The organism is Streptomyces sp. NPDC048506, from assembly GCF_040651315.1.
GTDB lineage: Bacteria > Actinomycetota > Actinomycetes > Streptomycetales > Streptomycetaceae > Streptomyces.
Genome location: NZ_JBEZIX010000031.1, coordinates 48,599 through 64,803 on the forward strand (window position 1 = coordinate 48,599; position 16,205 = coordinate 64,803).

Below are 16,205 nucleotides of genomic sequence, written 5' to 3' on the forward strand. Positions count from 1 at the left end.
GCCCGGGGGCGGCGCCGGCCGGGATATTCCGTGTACGCGGCGGCCGGCCGTGGCAGATCATGTCGCCATGTGTGCCGAACACGTCCCACCGTCCGTCGCCGCCGAGCCGCCCGCGCTCCGGGTGACCGTGGACGACGGCGACTCCCCGTCCGACGTCGTCGACGCGCTGCTCCTGGGGCGGTTCGCCGGGGGCGAGCAGCCCTACGCCCGCAGTCGTTCGGTGGACCGGGTGAAGCCCGGGCTGACGCTGCTCCCGCCCGACGTACGGGTCCTGCGGTCCGCGCGGGCCGACGACCGCAGCGCCGTCCTCGCCGAGGGCGACGGCTACACCCTGCTGGTCTCCCGCTGGAACCGCGGCGCCGACGTGACGGTCACCGCGGTCCGCGACGAACTGGCCGAGCAGGTGCTGGCCCGGGTCGTGGACGGCGCGGAGGACCAGCCGGAGCCACAGCCGGAGAACGTCCCCATGGGCTTCTGGTACTTCTCCCCGCGCCGTGGACCGCACCGCACCACCCGGCAGATCTCGGCCGGGACGTGGGAGGAGATCCGGCCCAACTACACGGCGCCGGTGGCCGATGCTCTGGACCGGCTGATGAAGGTGGCGCCCGAGGAGATCTCCGGGCGGCTGCTGTTGCTGCACGGTCCGCCCGGCACCGGCAAGACGTCCGCGCTGCGCACCCTCGCACGCTCCTGGCGCGACTGGTGCCAGGTGGACTGCGTGCTGGACCCGGAGCGGCTGTTCAACGACGTCGGCTACCTCATGGACATCGCGATCGGCGAGGACGACAGCACCGGCCAGGGCCGCTGGCGGCTGCTGCTCCTGGAGGACTGCGACGAACTGATCCGCGGCGAGGCCAAGCACGCCGCGGGCCAGGCGCTGTCCCGGCTGCTCAACCTCACCGACGGACTGCTCGGTCAGGGCCGCAACGTCCTGGTCGGCGTGACCACCAACGAGGACCTGGAACGGATGCACCCCGCGGTGGTCCGCCCCGGCCGCTGCCTGGCCCGTATCGAGGTCGGACCCCTGACCCGTCCCGAGGCGGTCGGCTGGCTCGGCACGGACCACGGGATCGGCCGCGACGGCGCCTCGCTGGCCGAGCTGTACGCCCTGCGACGCGGTACGGGCCCCGCATCGGTCCCGCCCCAGGACCCGCGGGCCGATGCGGGGTTGTATCTCTGAGGCCTACGGGAGCCCGACGGCCTTCGGCGCCGGGCGGCCGGCGCCGACGTGCCGGGCCGCGGCGAGGCGCCGGCGTGCGCCCCGCCCCGCCGTGCCCCCGCCCCGACCTCACCTCCCGGGCGTCACCCGGACCTCGAAGCCGACCAGCCCCGCCGGCTCCTCCTCCGTCACGGACACCGCCTCGACCCTCGCCAGGGGCGGCCCTTCGTGCGCCCACTCCACCAGCGCCGCCACCGCCGCGGGCGCCCCCTCGAACACCGCCTCCACCGTGCCGTCCGGAACGTTGCGCACCCAGCCGGCCACACCGTTGGCGCCCGCCACGCGCCGGCAGGTGTCCCGGAAGAACACGCCGTGCACGTCTCCGGAGACCACCACCCGTCTGCGGATCATCCGCGCCTCACCTCGTCCACTCGCCCCGTCCACGCACCTCGTCGCCTCGGCGCCCCGTCTCGCCCATGGACGCATGAGCGCAGATACCTCCCGCACATCCCGTATATCCCGTATATCCCGGCGGGCGTGCCGTCCCCCTTCAGCGCGCGGCGCCCCGCCCGGACGGCGTACGGCTCACGGCGCGGCCCGCGGTCGAGACCGCCCGCGCGAAGGCGGTGGCGTCGAGCACGGCCGCCCCGCCCAGGTCGTTGTTGAAGTACGCGTAGACGTCGGCCCGGGCCGGCCAGGTGTCGGCGATGCGCCACGCCCAGGTGGTGAGCGCCTGTTTGCCGTAGCGCGGCCAGGGTTCGGCGCGGCCCTCGTGGAAGCGCAGGTACCCCCAGTCGGCGGTCCGCCAGAGCGGCGTCACGGGCCGCGCTCCGCGGTCCGCCCAGCACAGTGCGGCGCCCCGCCGCTCCAGCACGGTGCGGATCTCGGCCGTCCACCACGAGTCGTGCCGGGGCTCGACGGCCACCCGGGCACCGCTGGGGAAGCAGCCGAGGCAGTCGTCGAGGAGTGCCGGGTCCGCGTGCAGGGTGGGCGGCAGCTGCAACAGGACGGGCCCGAGCCGGGGGCCCAGGCCGGCGGCGCGCGCCATCAACCGTCCGACGGGCTCAACCGGATCGCGCAGCCGCTTGATGTGCGTCAGATAGCGGCTGGCCTTCACGGCCATCACAAACCCTTCCGGCGTCCGGTCCCGCCAGTCGGCGAAGGTCTTCTCCTCGGGGAGCCGGTAGAAGGCGGCGTTGCTCTCGACGGTGGCGAACTGCCGGGCGTACTCCTCCAGCCACCGCCGCTGGGGAACGTCCTGCGGGTAGAGGACGTCGCGCCAGTCCTTGTACTGCCAGCCAGAGGTTCCGACGAGCACGGTCATACCCGGATCCCTGCCCCTTGTGGGACGAGCCCTATCAGCCGCGGCACCGGTCGCCGCACGCCGGCAGAGTGGTCCGGCCGTGGCGCCCTTGCGGGGCCGGGAGGTTACGGCCACTGTGGTCACAGGCGGCCACCCGCCCCGGTCGTCGACCGCTTCCCCGGCCCGCCGACGCCTCGACATGCCTGGAGGGCTCGTGGCCTTCGTCCTGCCCCACACCCTGCACGGATCGGGACCGCACAAGGTCATGGCCGTCCACGGGTGGTTCGCCGACCGCTCCGCCTACGACCCGATCGTGCCGGACCTCGACCAGGACGCGTTCCAGTACGCGCTGGTCGACCTCCGCGGCTACGGCGAGGCGAAGGACGCGGCCGGCGCGTACACCACGACCGAGGGCGCGACCGATGTGCTGGCGCTCGCCGACCGGCTGGGCTGGGCGCGGTTCTCGGTGATCGGCCATTCGATGGGCGGCAGCGTCGTGCAACGGGTGCTGGCCGCGGCACCGCACCGCGTCCGCCGGCTGGTCGGCATCTCACCGGTGCCCGCCTCCGGACTGCCGTTGCCACCGCAGCAGTGGGAGCTGTTCAGCGCCGCGGCGCACCTGCCGGAGAACCGCCGGGCCATCATCGACCTCACCACGGGTGGCCGGCGGCCCGCCGCCTGGCTGGACCGCATGGTCCGGCGGTCACTGGAACGCAGCGACCCCGGGGCGTTCCGCGCCTGGCTCGACTCCTGGGCGACGGAGGGGTTCGCCGGCGAGGTCGAGGGCTCGTCGGTGCCGGCGCTGGCGGTGACCGGTTCGCTGGACCCGGCGCTGACCGCCGAACTGACGCGTCGGACCTGGATGCGGTGGTACGCGGACGCCCGACTGGTCGAGCTGTCGTCGGCCGGGCACTACGCCATGGACGAGACCCCGCTGGAGCTGCTCCGGGCCGTCGAGGACTTCCTCCGCGCCGACGGCGACCGGGACGGAGCCGCCCGGACCGACCGCGACGGCCCGGACGCCGGATGACCGTGCCCGCGGACCGTCCGATACCGCCGGGCCCCGGGCCGGGAGCCGCGGACCCCCGGTCGTCGCCGGACCCCCGGTCGTCGTCGGACCCCGGGTCGTCGTCGGCCGTACCGGACGTCTTCGACCCCCGCGGCTATGCGCACGGGCTGCCGCACGCCGCGTACCGGCTGCTGCGCGATCGGCACCCGGTGGTGTGGCAGGACGAGCCCGCGGTGCTCGGGTGGCCCGCCGGCCCCGGGTTCTGGGCGGTCACCCGGCACCGCGACGTCGTACGGGTCCTGAAGGACGCCCGCACCTTCTCCTCCCACCTGGGTGCCACCCAGATCCGCGATCCCGACCCGGCCGACCTACCCTTCATCCGGCGCATGATGCTCAATCAGGATCCGCCGGACCACGGGCGGCTGCGCCGCTCGGTGAGCCGGGCCTTCACCCGCGGACGGGTCGACCGCTTCGGCACCGTCGTCCGGGCACGGGCCCGTGGTCTGCTGGCGTCGGCGGTCGAGTCGGCCCGTGCCGGGAGCGGCGCCTGCGACGTCGTCGCCGCCGTCACCGACGACTACGCGCTGCTCAACCTCGCCGATCTGCTCGGTGTGCCGGCCGGTGAGCGCGGGCTGCTCCTGGACTGGACCCGGCGGGTGATCGGGTACCAGGACCCGGACGAGGCCGGCCCCCGGGTGACCGGCCCGGACGGGAACCCCACCAACCCCCGCTCCCCCGCGATGCTTCAGGACATGTTCGGCTTCGCCCGCGAGTTGGCCGCGCACAAGCGCCGGCACCCCGCCGACGACGTCATGTCCGCGCTCGCCACGGACCCCGAACTGACCACGCCTGAGCTGGAGATGTCCTTCTTCCTGCTCACCGTCGCGGGCAACGACACGGTCCGCAGCGCCGCCCCCGGTGGTCTGCTGGCACTCGCGCGGCATCCGGGCGCGTACCGGACGCTGCGCGCACGGGCCGTGGCGGGGCCGGCGGCGATGGCACCGTGCGTGGAGGAGCTGCTGCGCTGGCATCCGCCGGTGCTCAGTTTCCGCCGGACCGCGACCTGCGACACCGAGTTGGCGGGCCGCCGGATGGCCGCCGGTGACAAGGTGGTGGTCTTCCACGGTGCGGCGAACTACGACGAGCGGGCCTTCCCCACCCCGCACCGACTCGACCTGGACCGCACGCCCAACCCGCACGTCTCCTTCGGCGACGGCCCGCACGTCTGCCTGGGCGCCCACCTCGCCCGTCTGCAACTGCGTCTGCTCTACGAGGAGACCGCCCGTCTGCTGCCCACCCTGGCGCTCGCCGCCCCGCCGCAACGGCTCGTCTCGAACTTCATCAACGGGGTGAAGTCGTTGTCGTTGTGCCCGGGGGTGTAGCGGGCTCGCCGCGTCAGCGTTCCCGGCCGCGGGGCTTGAGGTGGACCGGGGGCAGGTCGGGCGCGGGCAGCCGCTCCCCGGCGTAGCCGTGGACGTCGCCGAAGCGGGTGCCGGCCATCCAGTCGTCGCGGGCCCGGGCGATGTCCTCGTGGGAGCGGCCGACGAAGTTCCACCACATGACGATCTGCTCTTCGAAGGGTTCGCCGCCGAGGAGCATCAGGCTGCTGTCGGTGGAGGCGCGCAGGGGCAGTTCGGTGCGGCCGCAGCCGAGGTAGAGGAGGGCGCCGGGGGCGAGGCGGACGCCGTCGACCTCGGTCTCGCCGGAGATGGTGAGGGCCGCGTACTCGAAGTCGGGGTCGACGGGGAGGCGGGTGTCGGTGCCGGCGGTGAGGGTGAGGTCGGCGCCGACCAGCGGCGAGTAGGTGGTGCCGGGCGAGGTGGCGCCGTCGAGGGTGCCGAGGATGACGGTCGCGGTGAGGCCACCGCCGCCGGTGATCAGCGGCAGGTCGGTGTGGTGCTCGAAGTGCGGTGCGGTGTCGCGGTGTTCACCGGGGAGCGCGACCCAGAGCTGGGCGCCGTGCAGCAGGGGGCCGTGGCCGTGCGGGGACTCCTCGGAGTGGGCGATGGCCCGGCCCGACGTCATCAGGCCGAGTTCGGTGGGGCGTACCGTCTGTAGGCTGCCGAGGCTGTCACGGTGCAGCACCTCGCCCGCGCGCAGCCAGCTGACGGTCTGTAGGCCCATGTGCGGATGCGGGGGTACCTGCATGCCGGGCTGGTCGACGATGTCGTCGGGGCCGTAGTGGTCGATGAAGCACCAGGCGCCGACCATGCGCCGGCCGAGGTTGGGCAGGAGCCTGCGGACCACGGTGCTCTCGCCGAGGGGCACCTGTTTGCCGGGCTGGACGTCGCGGACCGGGCCCGTACGGGCGTTGCCTCCGCACAAGTTGGGCGTGGGTCTGAGGTCGAGGTTGCTCATGGCGTCACGATAGGCCTGCTGTGGCGGGTGGTCGGGGAGGTACGGGAGGTGCGGGAGGTGCCGTGTCCTGGGGAGGGGACCCTCGCCCCGGTCATGCGTACAGGTCGCGGAGGCGTACGGACAGGCAGGTGACGCACCCCTCCAGCTTTTCGAACTCGCCGATGTCCACGACGACCGGCTGGTAGCCGAGGTCGGCGAAGAGCTCGGCGCTGCGGGGAGCGCTGGCCGCCATCAGGAGCCGGTCGCCGCCGAGCAGGACGACGTGGGCACCGGCCTCCTCGGGGACGGGCAGGAAGCGCGGGAAGAGGGTGGGGTCGTCGACCAGGGGCGGGTAGCCGATGACGGTGCCGTCCGGGAGTGCGGTCACGGCGGATTTGAGGTGCAGCACACGGCTGACCGGTACGGCCACCACGCGGGCGCCCAACGGTTCGAAGGCGGCGCGGAGTTGGCGTACCCCGTCGGCGTTGGTGCGGCCGCCCCGGCCGACGTAGACGGTGTCGCCGATCTTGAGGATGTCGCCGCCGTCGAGGGTGCCGGGCGGCCGGATCTCGTTGACGGAGCAGCCGAGGGCCACGACCGCGGCGCGGGCGTCCGCCGTCTCGGGGCGGCGCTGTGCGGCGCCGGGGCGGGCGAGGAGCGCGACATTGCGGAACACGACCATGGTGTCCTCGACGAAGACCGCGTCGGGGCAGTCATCGGCGGGGGCCACTTCGGTGGTGTGCCAGCCGTGGTCGTGCAGCGCCCCTCGGTACGCCTCCCACTGGCGAAGCGCGCGGGCGGGGTCGACGGGACGCCGGTCGATATGGGTGACCAGACCCTCGGCGAGGCGGGGGCCGGGGCGGCGGACGAGGGCCTGCGGGGTGGGCATGCGGCGGTGTCCTTTCGGGTGGGCCGCGGCCGGGGACGGTGGGCCGGGGTGGGCTCCGTACGCGGTGGTCAGGACGCCTCCCCGTACGTGGCGCGCAGCGCGTCCTCGACGGCGGCGAGGGCGGCGCGGTGGTCCAGGCCGAGGCGTCGGGCGCGCTGCGCGTAGGCCGCGGCGGCTGCGGCGGCCTCCTTGTCAGCGGCGTCGCCGGCCGCGGCGATGAAGCTGCCGTTGCGGCCGCGGGTCTCGATCACGCCGTCGGTCTCCAGGGCGCGGTAGGCCTTGGCGACGGTGTTGGCGGCGAGGCCGAGGTCCTCGGCCAGGCCGCGGACGGTGGGGAGTTTGTAGCCGACCGGCAGTCCGCCGTCCCTGGCCTGGTCCGCGATCTGGGTGCGTACCTGCTCGAACGGCGCGGCGGCGGAGGCCGGGTCGATGGTGAGGGTGAGGGTCGGGGCCTGCGGGGACACGGGGCGCTCCTGGTGCTGGTGGTGGGGCGGGCGGGTGCGGTGCGGGTCCGTGCCCCGGAGGGACCGGGGTGTGGGGTGCCCGTACCCGTCGGTGCGCATGTTTTGTCGCATCCATTGTGCGCCAGGAGCGCCGGCCGTGCCGGGTGGTTCACGGTGCGCGTGGTTCGCGGTGCGTACTTCGCGGTGCACCTGCTTCGCGATGCGCGTGTGCTTCACGGTGCACGCGCGTCACGGTGTGCCCGGTCAGAGCTCCAGGGTGGTGCCGGTGGTCCGGAGCCAGGCGTTCATGCCGAGGACGAGTTCGGCTCCCGGGCGGATGTCGTTGGTGGCGTGGTCGGCGGTGGCTTCCGCGAGGGCGGTGGCGTCCAGGAGCGGCCGGACGGGGGCGTCGCGGTCGGCGGCGAGGTGGCGGAGCTCGGTGCGCAGCGCCTCGCCGTAGCGGGGGTCCTGGGTGCTGGGGTAGGGGCTCTTGACGCGTTCGGCGACGAGGTCGGGCAGGACGTCGCGGGTGGCGGCGCGGAGCAGCGACTTCTCGCGGCCGTCGAAGGTCTTCATGGCCCAGGGGGTGTTGAAGACGTACTCGACGAGGCGGTGGTCGCAGAACGGGACGCGGACCTCCAGGCCGACGGCCATGCTGGCGCGGTCCTTGCGGTCGAGCAGGATCTGGACGAAGCGGGTGAGGTGGAGGTAGCTGATTTCGCGCATCCGCCGCTGGTGGCCGGTGTCGCCGTCGAGGTAGGGCACCTCGGCGAGCGCCTCGCGGTAGCGGCGGGCCTCGTACCCGGGCAGGTCGAGCTTGCCGAGCAGCCCGGTGTCCAGCAGGGCCTCGCGGGTGGCGTGGCCGCCGGCGAAGCGGCCGGAGAGGCCGGCGGCGATCCAGGGGAAGGTGTTCGCGTTGACCGCGTCGGGGTCGTGGAACCAGCGGTAGCCGCCGAAGATCTCGTCGGCGGACTCGCCGGAGAGGGCGACGGTGGACTGTTCGCGGACGGCCTTGAACAGCAGGTAGAGGGAGGTGTCGCCGTCGCCGAGGCCGTTGGGCAGGTCGCGGGCGGCGAGGACCGCCGCGCGGTGACCGGGGTCCATCAGGGTGGCGGTGTCCAGGACGATGTCGCGGTGGTCGGCGCGGACGTGCTCGGCCAGGGCGTGGGCGTAGGGCCCGTCGGGGGTGCCGCGGAGGTCGTCGGGGGTGAAGTTCTCCGTGTAGCCGACGAAGTCGACGGCGAAGGAGCGCACCGGTCCCTTGCCCTGGGCGGCCAGTGCGCCGGCGGCGAGCGCGGTGATGGCGGACGAGTCGAGGCCGCCGGAGAGCAGGGTGCAGAGCGGGACGTCGGCGATCAGTTGGCGGGCGACGATGTCGTCGAGCAGCGCGCGGATGTGGGCGATGGTGGTGTCGAGATCGTCGGTGTGCTCGCGGGCTTCGAGGGCCCAGTAGCGACTGACGGTCAGTCCGGCGCGGTTGACCCGGACGAAATGGCCGGGGCGGACCTCGTGCATGCCTCGGTAGACGGCGTGGCCGGGGGTCTTGGTGAAGGTGATGAGTTCGGCGAGGCCCTCGGCGTCGACGGTGGGGCGTACGGCGGGGTGGGCGAGGATGGCCTTGGGTTCGGAGCCGAAGAGCACACCGTCGGGGGTCGGGTAGTAGTAGAGGGGTTTGATGCCCATCCGGTCGCGGACCAGGAGGAGTTCCTGGGTGCGGGGGTCCCAGAGGGCGAAGGCGTACATGCCGTTGAGGCGTTCGGTGCAGGCCTCGCCCCACTGGAGGTAGGCGTGCAGCACCACTTCGGTGTCGCTGCTGGTGCGGAAGGTGTGGCCGAGCTGCTCCAGTTCGGCGCGGAGTTCGCGGTAGTTGTAGACCTCGCCGCTGTAGGTGGTGACGAGCTGGGTGCGGCCGTCGTGTTCGACGGTCATGGGCTGTCTGCCGCCGTCGATGTCGATGACGGCGAGCCGGCGGTGGCCGAACGCGGCGTGGGTGTCGAACCAGGTGCCGGCGGCGTCGGGCCCACGGCAGGCCATGGTCGCGGTCATCGCGTCGAGGGTGGGGCGCTGGGTGGTCAGGTCGTTGTCGTAGGAGATCCATCCGGTGATTCCGCACATGGGCGCGGCTCCTTCCTTCTGGCGGCGGGCGGCGCTGTCCCGGCTGCGCCCGCTCGATCACCGTACGCCGAGATAGGTGTATGAGCCATCGAGGCCGGTGGGCGGCGTCCGGAATGAGCCACTGGCGCGCCGCAACGCGGAAAAGCGAGGGCACAACGCAGCTCATCCTCCGGAAAAGGGGCGGCAAAAAGGAGCTTCGGCGCGTACCGTCCGCCGTCATGACGTTCACCGTGCGCGACTACCGCCCCGCCGACGCCAAGGCCGTCGCCGACCTGCGACGGCTCACCATGCCGCATCTGCTCGTCACCCCGCAGGGCTTCGCCTGGGAGGTCTCCACCGCCTCCCCGGCACAGTCGCTGCGGGTGTTCGTCGCCGAGCGGGACGGCAGGGTCGTCGGCGCGATCCGGGCCGCGCTGCTGCACGACAGCAGCGTCCCGGGCCAGGCGCAGGCCACCCCGCACGTCCACCCCGAGCATCGGGGCCGGGGCATCGGCCGGGCCCTGCTGGACTCGGCCGAGGAGCACCTCTCCGCCGCCGGCGCCACCCACCTGTACGCCTGGGTCGTCGACGAGCCCGGGGCACACTCCTTCGCGGAGCGTCACGGCTACCGGCGCACCCGCGCGGGCCGTTTCCTCCGGCTCGATCTCGCGGGGGCCGCGCTGCCGCCGCTCCCCTCCGCACTGCCACCCGGCGTCCGGCTGCACACCGGCGCGGACCTGGAGGCCGATCCGCGGCCGCTGTACGCGGCGGACGCCGAGGCCTCCGCCGACGAGCCGGGCGACGTCGCGGCCGACGCGATGTCCTATGAGGACTGGCTGCTGCGCACCTGGGAACACCCCCTCATCGACCCGGGCCTGACGTCGGTGGTGACCCTCGACGGCCAGGTCGTCTCCTTCAGCCTGGCCGCGACCGACGGCCGGGGCCGCTACGCCTCGGCCATGACCGGCACCCGCCGCGCCTTCCGCGGCCGGGGCCTGGCCCGGCTGGCCAAGACCGCCTCGCTGCACCGCGCCCGCGACGCCGGCTGCACCGAGGCCTTCACCGGCAATGACGCCGGCAACGCCCCGATGCTGGCGATCAACCGGGCCTTCGGCTACCGGCCGATCGCCGACGAGTGGCGGTACGTACGGGAGTTGGGACGGGACGACGACGCGTAGCGGGGCACCTCGTCACCGCGGCGTGACACGCGGTGGAGCCACCACGCCGGCGGGCCGGCGCGGGAGGTCGGCTATCAGGGCGTAGCGCTCGTCGGACACCTCCTTGCCCCACAGCACCGGGTCGCGGGAGAGGTCCTCCACGGCGGTGTGTGCGACCAACGGGCCGACGAGTCCGGTGAGTTCGACCGCGGTCAGGCCGGTCGGGTCGGACGTGCCCCAGCGGCCCTCCACCAGGACCAGCCGGCCTCCGGGGGCGAGCAGACCGGCCCAGTGGCGCAACGCGGCGGCCGGATCGGGCAGCGCCCACACCACGTGGCGCGCCAGGACGACGTCGAACCGCCGCTCCCCCACGGGTGGTTCGGCCGCATCGCCGACCAGGAACGCGGCGTCCCGCCCGGCGAGTTTGGCGCGCGCCCGCTCGACCATCGCCGTCGACCGGTCGACGCCGGTGAGGCGGTGCCCCTGCTCGGCGGCGAGCAGGGCGAGGCTTCCCGTGCCGCACCCCAGGTCGAGGACGTGGGCGGACCGGGACGGCAACCAGGAGCGGAGCCGTGCGTCCCAGGCGGCACGGACGTCGGGGTCGCGCAGACCGTGGTCGGGTTCGTCGTCGAAGGTGGCGGCGGCCGTCTCCCAGTAGGCGGCGTCGGGTCGGTCGAGGGGTTGCGGGGCCGGGTCGGCGGGGGCGTTGCTGGTCATGTTCCCGATGGTGCCAGCCACCACTGACAACGCCCCCGGTGCCCAGCCACCTCGGGCCGCACGTGGCGGCGGTTGCCGCCGGTGTCGACGGCCGTCGACCGATCCGAAGAGAGCTACGGATCAAACGGCGCCGGACGCTCGCTCATGGCTACGCATCCTCTGCGCCACGCCTCAGGAGCTCGTCCTCGACGGCGCGCAGCTTCGTGCGCCAGTCACGGGCAGCCTTGGGGTTGCGGCCCATGCCTCGCGCTGCGGCGTCCTGAGCGCGCCGGGCAGCAAAAGCCCGGCGCTCACGGAGCTGCTCGACGGTGAGGCCGGCGAGATCGGTGTGCCAGTTGTCATGCGGCTTCCAGCGACTCATGGCTCCAGGATGCCGCCAACCACAGTCCGGCCGCTTCGCATTTTCGACCCCGACTGCGCGTGAACTGGCCGGAAGAGCCGGGGGCCGGTCGGTGAAGGCAGCCGACAAACGGAGGCGAATCCAGGTGGACCGACGCGGACTGTCGCGGGCGGCCCTCGACTCAACTCCTGGTCACGGCAGCCCCTTTCGCCCCCTCTTCCTATCCCCCCGCTTAGCGGCTCCTTAAGGGCACCATAAAGATCGTCCCGATCGCCGTTGACGCGTCAAATCCGCTGCTCAGCGGGGCTAGCGTGCGGTGCACAAGGCGGCGTTGCGGGTCGTCTGCGCCGTTCACCGGGGGACGGCGCAGGCAGACGCATCCCGACCCCCCACGCTCCACAGCCGCCCTCCCCTGACCCCCGGTCGACGCACCTGATGAGACTGATGAAGGAGACCCCCACGATGACCGCTCGTCGTAAGGCCACCGGGATCGCACTGGTCGGTATCGCCCCGCTGGCGCTGACCGCGCTCACCGCGAGCCCGGCCGTTGCGCACGGTTCGATGTCGGACCCGGTCAGCCGGGTCTCGGCCTGCTACGCGGAGGGGCCCGAGAGCCCGAAGTCCGCGGCGTGCAAGGCCGCCGTGCAGGTCGGCGGGGCGCAGGCGCTGTACGACTGGAACGGGGTGCGGGACGGCAACGCCGGCGGGAAGTCGAAGGAGAAGATCCCGGACGGCAAGCTGTGCAGCGGCGGCAACGCCGAGTACAAAGGCCTGGACCTGCCGCGCGCCGACTGGCCGTCGTCGGCCATGCGGGCCGGCAACCACACGTTCCGCTACCGGGCCACCGCCCCGCACAAGGGCTCGTTCGAGCTGTACCTCACCAAGGCCGGCTACGACCCGACCAAGCCGCTGAAGTGGTCCGACCTGGAGTCGAAGCCGTTCGTGAAGGTCACCGACCCGAAGCTGACCAACGGGTCGTACGTCTTCGACGGGAAGGTACCGGCACGGTCCGGGCGTCACCTGATCTACAGCATCTGGCAGCGGTCGGACAGCCCGGAGGCGTTCTACACCTGCTCGGACGTGGTGTTCGGCAAGAGCCGGTCCGGCGCTGCGGCCGGGGCACCGGCGCCGACCGCCTCCGCACCGACGGACCGCCAGATCGCGGCGGGTGCCGACAAGTCGTCGATGGACATGAGCCAGCACACCCACCAGGCCGGTGGCACGGGTGGCCACGCCGGTGCGGCACCGGCGGCCGGGGACGGTGCGCCGGTGGCCGAGGGCGGTGCGGCACCGGCGGCGGGCGCCGGGGCGGGCAGCGGCAACGCGGCGCGGCCCGACGGGGCCGGCAGGCCGGTCAACGGGCAGCGGCTCGCGGAGACCGGTGGTGACGCCTCCACCACCCCGATGGCCGTCGCCGGCGCGGCCGTGCTGGCCATGGGTGCCGCGGTGCTGTTCGCCACCACCCGTCGCAAGGCCGCCCGCCACCGCGGCTGACCCGTCCCGCCACGGCCTCGACGCGCGCCGCCGTCCCCAGGGGTGTCCTTCCTCGCCTCGGGGGACGGCGGCGCGTCGTCATGGGCCGTTCGGCGGCAGCGGCTCGATGACGTCGTTGGCGACGTGCTGGTAGATGACCGAGCTGCGGCAGTCGACGACTTCGCGGCGCTTGAAGACCTGGTCCATCAGGAGGGCGTGCAGCCGGTCGACGTCCGGGACGGCGACGTGGACCAGGAAGTCGTCGCCGCCCGCGACGACGTAGATGCTGAGCACCTCCGGCAGCGCGGTCAGGAACGTCTTGAAGCGCTCGATGACCTCGCGGTTCATGGGGCGGATGCGGATGGTGAGCAGCGCCTGCACGGGCCGGTTGAGGGCGCGCAGGTCCACCGTGGCGCGATAGCCGGTGATCACCCCGCGGGCGCGCAGTGCGCGGACCCGTTCCAGGCAGGTGGAGGGCGCGATGTCGAGCATGCGGGCCAGCTCGCGGTTGGTCTGCCGTGCATCGCGCTGTAGTTCGCGGACAATCGCCGAATCAATGTCGTCCATGGCCCCCATGGTGGCGCATGGACCGAATTTCGTTCGGTGAGGCGCCTGCTTGATCAGGTGGACGGTTACCTTCTGCGACTGTGACCGTGCAAGAGACATCCATTGCCGCATCTGAACGGGCCCCTGTACGGCGGCTCGGCATCGGCAGCGGCACCGCACTGTGCGCCGGTGCGGTGCTCGGCCCCGGCGTCCTGACCCTGCCGTCGTTGGCCGCCGCCGCGGCCGGCCCGGCCTCGCTCCTGGCCTGGGTGGTGCTGTTGGCCATGTGCGTGCCGGTGGCCGCCTCGTTCGCGGCGCTGGGTGCGCGGTTCCCCGACGGCGGGGGCGTGGCCACGTACGTCCACCGGGCGATCGGGCCGCGCGCCGCGGCGGTGGTGGGCTGGTGGTTCTACGGGGCGGTGCCGATCGGCGTGGTGTCGGCCTCCTGGATCGGCGGGACGTACGTGGCCGGGGCGGCCTGTTGGGGCCACACGGGTGCGGCCGCGGTGGCCGGGGCGGTGCTGGTCGGGTCGCTGGTCTCCAATGCGGTGGGGCTGCGGATGTCGGGACGGGTGCAGTTGCTGCTCGGCGGGCTGCTGGCGGCGGTGCTGCTGTGCGCGGTGCTGGCCGCCGCTCCCGAGGTGTCCGCGGAGCGCTTCACCCCGTTCCTGCCCGGCGGCTGGACCTCGGTCGGCTCGGCGGCCTCGGTGCTGTTCTTCGCGTTCGCCGGCTGGGAGGCGGCCAGTCATCTGTCGGGGGAGTTCGCCGATCCGGCGCGGGACCTGCCGCGGGTGACGCGCCGTACGCTCGCCGTCATCACCGTGCTCTACCTGGGGCTGGCGGTGGCCACGATCGGCGCGCTGGGGCCGGCCGCGGCCGACACCGACACCCCGTTGACCGCGCTGCTGGCCCTGAGCGTGGGCCCGGCCGCCCGCCCGGTGGCCGCCGTGGCGGCGCTCTTCCTCTCGTTCGGGGCGGTCAACTCGTACCTGGCCGGGGCCTCCCGGCTCGGCGCCGCGCTCGGCCGGGACGGGGCGGCGCCGCGGTGGCTGGCCAAGGGCGGGGCGCCGGGTCAGGTGCCGCGGCGGTCCCTCGCGGTGCTGGGCGGGGCGGCGGTGCTGCTGGGGGTGGTGACCGGCCTCGGCCACGCCGATCTGGACGTCCTGATGAGGGCCACCGCCACCTGTCTGGCGGCGGTGACCCTCGCCGGCCTGGCCGCCGCGCTGGTGCTGCTGCCGCGCCGCACTCCCCTGTGGTGCGGCGCGGTCGCGAGCACCCTGTTGACCGCGACGGTGTTGGCCTTCTGCGGGTGGCTGCTGGTGATCCCGGCGGTCCTCGCGTGCGCCGCCTTCGGCTTCCTGACGCTGCGTCGGGTCAGGGTCTGACGTCAGATCCCGACGTCAGATCCCGACATCAGACGGCGACGTCAGACAGCGACGCCAGGCAGCGCGCGGTGGCGGCACGGCCGGGCCGGTCATCTGCTCAGGCGGCGCAGCAGGCGGACGTAGCGGTTCCATCGGGCGGGCCTGGCGACGGTGCCCGTGCAGACGCGTTCGGCGCGGTCCAGGCTGTCCTCCAGGACCGCGTCGTGGAAGTGGCGGAAGGCCAACGGCCAGGTGAGCCGGGCCGGCCCGCGGGCGCGCATGGCGAGGGTGTGGCGCAGCAGGGTGCGGTCCGGGCCGAGCGGGTGGACGGTGTACTCGTGGAAGCCGTCGAAGCCGCGCGGCCCGCTGAACGTGAAGCGGACCCATCGGCCCGGAACGTACGCCGCCACGGTGTAGCGGACCGGGCCGTGCCCGCCGGTCGCACCGGACGCCAGGGGGCCGTCGAGCAGCATGGGGGGCCAGTCGCGGCGCGGCCAGAGCAGGTCGTCGTCGCCGGCCAGGCCGTCGAGCAGCCCACCGACCTCGACCCCGGGCACCGGCAGCACCCGTTCGTGCACGTTGTAGACGCCCATGGGGCAGCCCTTTCCGCCTCGTTCCCGAGGCACGCCCGACAGGCCCCGAGGGGCGGCCGGACCCGCCCGGGCGCGCCCCGGTAGCCGTTCTAGAGATGCCTCTCTAATATACTGGAGAGTACCCTCTAGAACATGGCCAGGCCACCGCGTTTCGACATGTCACAGCTCCTCGACGCCGCCGTACGACTGGCCGCCGAGCACGGCCCCTCCGGTGTCACCATGTCCGCGGTCGCGGCGGCAGCCGGTGCGCCCAGCGGTTCCCTCTACCACCGCTTCGCCGGCCGGCCGGCGCTGCTCGCGGAGGTGTGGCTGCGGACCGTCGAGGACTTCCAGGACGGCTACTTCAAGGCCCTGGAATCCGCGGACGACCCCCGGGCCGGCGGGCGGGCGGCGTCCCGGCACGTGGTGGCGTGGAGCCGGGAGCACCCCCGGGAGGCCGCGCTGCTGCTGTACGGGGCACACGAATTCGGCCGGGACGACTGGTCGGAGGACCATCTGCGCCGGGCCGACGAGGGAAACATGAAGGTCAGGGCGGCTGTGGCGGCGCTGGCGGGGGCGCTGGGGGTGCACGGCAGGCTGGGCCTGGAGCGGGTGTCGCTCGCGATCATCGATCTTCCGCTGTCGCTGGTGCGTCGCCATCTGCGCGGCGGCGAACCGCTGCCCGCGCACGCCGAGGAACTGGCCGAGGAGTGCACCGATGCCCTGCTGGCCGCCGGCTGACCTGCTGACCTGCTGACTGCCGAGGGGAGTGCGGCCCGGCCCTCTGCGGGTGACGGGCCGC

The 16,205-nt window shown here is 73.6% G+C and carries 17 protein-coding genes; 7 read left to right on the top strand and 10 right to left on the bottom strand.

Annotated elements, in window-relative coordinates:
• Positions 1 to 67: 67 nt before the first annotated feature.
• Positions 68 to 1,180, top strand: a complete 1,113-nt coding sequence (locus AB0C96_RS24730) for a DUF5925 domain-containing protein (protein ID WP_362919911.1) — start codon at positions 68 to 70, stop codon at positions 1,178 to 1,180.
• A 108-nt stretch (positions 1,181 to 1,288) separates the two neighbouring features.
• On the opposite strand, the gene AB0C96_RS24735 is transcribed toward AB0C96_RS24730, so the two are convergent.
• Together AB0C96_RS24735 and AB0C96_RS24740 are read right to left on the bottom strand one after the other, a co-directional pair.
• Positions 1,289 to 1,570, bottom strand: coding sequence for an acylphosphatase (locus tag AB0C96_RS24735; protein ID WP_362919912.1), 282 nt, complete (start codon positions 1,568 to 1,570; stop codon positions 1,289 to 1,291).
• A gap of 139 nt (positions 1,571 to 1,709) precedes the next feature.
• Positions 1,710 to 2,483, bottom strand: coding sequence for a DUF72 domain-containing protein (locus tag AB0C96_RS24740; protein WP_362919913.1), 774 nt, complete (start codon positions 2,481 to 2,483; stop codon positions 1,710 to 1,712).
• A 178-nt stretch (positions 2,484 to 2,661) separates the two neighbouring features.
• Between AB0C96_RS24740 and AB0C96_RS24745 the strand changes: the two genes are divergently transcribed.
• Positions 2,662 to 3,492: an alpha/beta hydrolase gene (locus AB0C96_RS24745; RefSeq protein WP_362919914.1), complete on the top strand. Its 831-nt coding sequence runs from the start codon at positions 2,662 to 2,664 to the stop codon at positions 3,490 to 3,492.
• On the top strand, positions 3,489 to 4,853 hold the full coding sequence (locus AB0C96_RS24750; protein ID WP_362919915.1) for a cytochrome P450: 1,365 nt from the start codon (positions 3,489 to 3,491) through the stop codon (positions 4,851 to 4,853). Before AB0C96_RS24745 ends, AB0C96_RS24750 begins: the two co-directional genes overlap by 4 nt.
• A 13-nt stretch (positions 4,854 to 4,866) precedes the next feature.
• On the opposite strand, the gene AB0C96_RS24755 is transcribed toward AB0C96_RS24750, so the two are convergent.
• The 4 genes from AB0C96_RS24755 to asnB all read right to left on the bottom strand — a co-directional run bounded on the left by AB0C96_RS24755 (position 4,867) and on the right by asnB (position 9,255).
• Positions 4,867 to 5,829 (bottom strand): pirin family protein, encoded by a 963-nt coding sequence (locus tag AB0C96_RS24755; RefSeq protein ID WP_362919916.1) that lies wholly within the window; start codon positions 5,827 to 5,829, stop codon positions 4,867 to 4,869.
• A gap of 91 nt (positions 5,830 to 5,920) precedes the next feature.
• On the bottom strand, positions 5,921 to 6,697 hold the full coding sequence (gene ddaH, locus AB0C96_RS24760) for a dimethylargininase (protein ID WP_362919917.1): 777 nt from the start codon (positions 6,695 to 6,697) through the stop codon (positions 5,921 to 5,923).
• Between the two features lie 68 nt (positions 6,698 to 6,765).
• On the bottom strand, positions 6,766 to 7,161 hold the full coding sequence (locus tag AB0C96_RS24765; RefSeq protein WP_362919988.1) for a GntR family transcriptional regulator: 396 nt from the start codon (positions 7,159 to 7,161) through the stop codon (positions 6,766 to 6,768).
• A 243-nt stretch (positions 7,162 to 7,404) separates the two neighbouring features.
• Positions 7,405 to 9,255, bottom strand: a complete 1,851-nt coding sequence (gene asnB / locus AB0C96_RS24770; protein WP_362919918.1) for an asparagine synthase (glutamine-hydrolyzing) — start codon at positions 9,253 to 9,255, stop codon at positions 7,405 to 7,407.
• A 218-nt stretch (positions 9,256 to 9,473) separates the two neighbouring features.
• Between asnB and AB0C96_RS24775 the strand changes: the two genes are divergently transcribed.
• Positions 9,474 to 10,412 (top strand): GNAT family N-acetyltransferase, encoded by a 939-nt coding sequence (locus tag AB0C96_RS24775; RefSeq protein WP_362919919.1) that lies wholly within the window; start codon positions 9,474 to 9,476, stop codon positions 10,410 to 10,412.
• Between the two features lie 12 nt (positions 10,413 to 10,424).
• Here AB0C96_RS24775 and AB0C96_RS24780 read toward each other — a convergent pair whose 3' ends face one another.
• Both AB0C96_RS24780 and AB0C96_RS24785 read right to left on the bottom strand, forming a co-directional pair.
• Complete coding sequence (locus tag AB0C96_RS24780) at positions 10,425 to 11,108, bottom strand: class I SAM-dependent methyltransferase (protein ID WP_362919920.1); 684 nt, start codon at positions 11,106 to 11,108, stop codon at positions 10,425 to 10,427.
• A gap of 148 nt (positions 11,109 to 11,256) precedes the next feature.
• Positions 11,257 to 11,469 carry a hypothetical protein gene (locus AB0C96_RS24785; protein ID WP_362919921.1) on the bottom strand — a complete coding sequence of 71 codons (213 nt, stop codon included), beginning with the start codon at positions 11,467 to 11,469 and terminating at the stop codon, positions 11,257 to 11,259.
• Between the two features lie 441 nt (positions 11,470 to 11,910).
• Here AB0C96_RS24785 and AB0C96_RS24790 point away from each other — a divergent pair, with 441 nt between their 5' ends.
• The gene (locus AB0C96_RS24790; protein ID WP_362919922.1) at positions 11,911 to 12,942 is read left to right on the top strand and encodes a lytic polysaccharide monooxygenase; all 1,032 of its coding nucleotides are present in this window, start codon (positions 11,911 to 11,913) and stop codon (positions 12,940 to 12,942) included.
• Positions 12,943 to 13,020: 78 nt separating this feature from the next.
• Here AB0C96_RS24790 and AB0C96_RS24795 read toward each other — a convergent pair whose 3' ends face one another.
• A complete protein-coding gene (locus AB0C96_RS24795; protein WP_362919923.1) occupies positions 13,021 to 13,488 on the bottom strand; it encodes an Lrp/AsnC family transcriptional regulator in 468 nt (155 codons plus the stop codon).
• A gap of 86 nt (positions 13,489 to 13,574) precedes the next feature.
• Between AB0C96_RS24795 and AB0C96_RS24800 the strand changes: the two genes are divergently transcribed.
• Positions 13,575 to 14,852: an APC family permease gene (locus AB0C96_RS24800; protein WP_362919924.1), complete on the top strand. Its 1,278-nt coding sequence runs from the start codon at positions 13,575 to 13,577 to the stop codon at positions 14,850 to 14,852.
• 89 nt (positions 14,853 to 14,941) lie between these two features.
• Here the strand turns inward: AB0C96_RS24800 and AB0C96_RS24805 are convergent, their stop codons facing one another.
• Positions 14,942 to 15,424 (bottom strand): SRPBCC family protein, encoded by a 483-nt coding sequence (locus AB0C96_RS24805; protein ID WP_362919926.1) that lies wholly within the window; start codon positions 15,422 to 15,424, stop codon positions 14,942 to 14,944.
• A 132-nt stretch (positions 15,425 to 15,556) separates the two neighbouring features.
• Here AB0C96_RS24805 and AB0C96_RS24810 point away from each other — a divergent pair, with 132 nt between their 5' ends.
• On the top strand, positions 15,557 to 16,144 hold the full coding sequence (locus tag AB0C96_RS24810) for a TetR/AcrR family transcriptional regulator (RefSeq protein ID WP_362919927.1): 588 nt from the start codon (positions 15,557 to 15,559) through the stop codon (positions 16,142 to 16,144).
• Positions 16,145 to 16,205: the final 61 nt, after the last annotated feature.